Annotated in this window: 2 protein-coding genes; one reads left to right on the plus strand and one right to left on the minus strand. The window is 47.1% G+C overall.

Annotated elements, in window-relative coordinates:
• Positions 1 to 131: 131 nt before the first annotated feature.
• The gene (locus ACWA6V_RS20450) at positions 132 to 2249 is read right to left on the minus strand and encodes a TonB-dependent receptor (protein WP_449524216.1); all 2118 of its coding nucleotides are present in this window, start codon (positions 2247 to 2249) and stop codon (positions 132 to 134) included.
• A gap of 153 nt (positions 2250 to 2402) precedes the next feature.
• Between ACWA6V_RS20450 and ACWA6V_RS20455 the strand changes: the two genes are divergently transcribed.
• On the plus strand, positions 2403 to 2604 hold a 202-nt coding region (locus ACWA6V_RS20455; protein ID WP_449524217.1), incomplete at its 3' end, for a helix-turn-helix transcriptional regulator.

A 2604-nucleotide genomic window follows, 5' to 3' on the forward strand; every position in this document is an offset into this window, starting at 1 on the left:
TATTGCCGGTGGTTTATCAGTTAATGAGAGGCTCTGCTCTTCATAAATCCCAGCAGTAGTAATGCTACTGCTGGGTAGTGCTAGCGCTGAAGGCTCACCCGTCTCAGGTATTAACTCGCACTAGTGTGCGGTTATAAATCCATTTTCCAGCCAAGTGTTATTACCCGTCCACGCCCCGACACATAATTGTCATCAGTGGTGGCCGGGTAAGATTGTGAAAAGTAAGTGATATACTCTTCAGCGAACACGTTCTGGATACCGAGCGTTAATTTACCTGCTGATAAAGTATCGTAAATCATGATGAGATCTACCAAGTCGTAACCCTCGAAATTATGTTGTGGCAAACCACCATCAAAATCGCGATCCAATAATTTTGAATATTGCAAGCGTGCATCGAATTGTTGTGTAAGCGAACCCTCTACAAAACTATTCCAACGGTTGGCGGCAATATTACGGCCATCCAAATCTTTATCCACTCGGCCATCGGCGTCGGAGTCGTAGCGGCCATCAAGGTTGCTATACGCGGTACCAATTTTTAGTCCGGATGAAAATTGATAACTGGTAGTAATTTCCCAGCCTTCTATCTCAGTTTTTTCGCGGCGAATTTGGCCTGCACCATTGACCACCTGGATTCTCGATCCCAAATCCGAATCAGACCAAAAGTAACTGGCATCCAAAGCAAAACCAGCAATTTTGTAGTTAACGCCAGTTTCAATGTTATCGGCGACCACTGGCTGTAGATCCACTAACGAATCCACGGTCTGATTAGGCGTATTTACCGCACGCAAAATTAAACCGGCATCAGGCATAGTGAAGCCTTGGGTGTAAGAGGAAAACAATGTAACTTGCTCGCTTAGGTCATAAACCAGCCCGAAGTTGCCCAGTGTTTTCTCAAAACTGGGTGTACCGCCGCTGACAAATGTGGATTTGGCACTGGCGATTGTAGTGAAATCCGGCACATCCAATTCAACATGTTCACTGCGTGCTCCCGCAGAAATACGCAGTTTATCGTTCACTAGCGATTGCTCCAGCTGTAACAGGCCAGCCCAGCCACGATAGATCATTTCCGGTACCCACACTCGCCCGGTTTGCGCTAACTCCTGCAAGGTTTTGTCTTGCAAGTAGTCCAGACCGGCCACCAACTGTAACCCTGACCAGAGAGAATCTTCTTTGCTGTATGTGAGTTTTGCGCCAAATTTTTCTGAGTCCAACGCAGATTGCTCTACCAGTGTTCCAATCGGAGCAATCGCAGCATCCTGTAATGCAGCGAAAATCCCGGCACCGTAGAGGGCATAAAAATCATAATAAAATGCCTGTGTATTGAGGTTACCGCCGTAAAGATTTTTTTCAGTAAAGGTGACGGCGATATTGCTGGCTTCGTTATAGGTTGGCTCGGCTGGTGGCGTGCCTTCGGTTGATGTGGCGGGAATACCATTTTCAATATTACCGGCAATGCCAACATAATCCCCATCGCCCGCTAATTTAAAATAATTTCCGGTGACTTCAAGGCGGCGCTCATCACTAAAGTCGTAGCCGAATTTACCGAACACGTTTTTAGTTTTGCTATCCATGGTGTCGCCTTGGGTTGTGTCTGCACCCACAGGGTTACCATAACCGTCGTAATATAAATCCTGTGCATCAAAGGTGGCTCCGATCACAACATCGGCCGCGCCGGATTTTTTGCCGAGAAGGCCAGTAGTACGATAATGCAAACCATCACTTTCAAAATTATCGCTTTCCAATTCGACGCCAACGCGCTGCAGAAGATTACCGTTGCGGGGCGCGCTGATAGTCACATAATTAATTACCCCTCCAGTAGCCCCTACACCCTGAATCGCATTAGCACCGTAGAGAACCTCTACCCGCTCCACGAATTCCGAATCGATAGTGAAACCACTGCGCTCACCATTACGCAGCGGAGTGGATTGGGGAATGCTGTCTACCATATAGAGCGGTGTTCTGCCGCGCAGAGTGACGCCCGTCGTAGTCATTTTCTGACGACTGGGCGTGAGACTCGGTACTGAAAAACTCAAACTATCCAGAAGGCTTGAACTAACGGCGAGCTGTTGTTCAATTGCATCACGATCTATTAGTTTGACTGTATTTGGAATAGATGAAATGGTGCGATTGGTGCGTGTAGCGGTAACCACCAGCTCTTCAACATCGGTCTGCGCTAGACTGCTGATGGATAGGCTGGTGATGATTAATGCGAGTTTTGTTTGTAAAAGGCGGTTATTAGTTAAAGCCATTTGTTGTGAGACCCCCCAGTCAACGAATTTTAAGTGTGATAAATTCACATGTAGCATTAAGATGCATTTGATATTATTTATCATTATAGATTTGTCCATCTGCGGAAACAAGCGCCATCAAGAGATGGTGCACTTTTCTAAAAGGAGCTTTCGTTGCGTAAAGCGGATCGTCTATTTCAGCTGGTGAATTTAATTCGTCGCCAGCAACCCGTCTCTGCAGCCAAACTTGCCGAACAGCTGCAGGTGTCTGTGCGCTCGATATACCGTTATATCAACGACCTTTCAGTGACTGGAGTTCCTGCCTATGGGGAGCCGGGTCTTGGGTACCGTTTACAAGCAGGCTTTGAGCTCCCAC

Source organism: Cellvibrio sp. (assembly GCF_053579595.1).

Bases quoted from the DNA above. Each gene is read 5' to 3' on its own strand.
- ACWA6V_RS20450 (WP_449524216.1), bottom strand. From the start codon at position 2,249: ATGGCTTTAACTAATAACCGCCTTTTACAAACAAAACTCGCATTAATC.